This window comes from Winogradskyella ouciana (assembly GCF_009709615.1).
GTDB classification, from domain to species: Bacteria; Bacteroidota; Bacteroidia; order Flavobacteriales; family Flavobacteriaceae; genus Winogradskyella; species Winogradskyella ouciana.
In genome coordinates, this window is sequence record NZ_WJYA01000155.1 from 1 (window position 1) to 263 (window position 263).

Genomic DNA, 263 nt, shown 5'->3' on the forward strand with positions numbered 1-263 from the left:
ACATTGCTGCTCGCCGTCGTGGTCCTGCGCGAGCGCCTGCGCCCCGCTCAGTGGGTCGCGGTGGGCGTCGGGGCGGCGGCGGTCGTCGTGCTCAGCACGGGGACGGGCGGCCTGCCCTGGGTCGCGCTCGTCCTCGCGTGCTCGTTCGGCCTCTACGGCCTCGTGAAGAACCGGGTGGGCCGCACGGTCGAGGCACTGCCCGGCCTCGCCGTCGAGACGACGGTGCTCACGCCCCTCGCGCTCGCGTACCTCGGGTGGCTCGC

At 75.3% G+C, this 263-nt stretch carries 1 pseudogene; it reads left to right on the forward strand.

Annotated elements, in window-relative coordinates:
- Positions 1-263 (forward strand): annotated as a pseudogene (locus F1003_RS18870) (hypothetical protein); the annotation flags it as partial.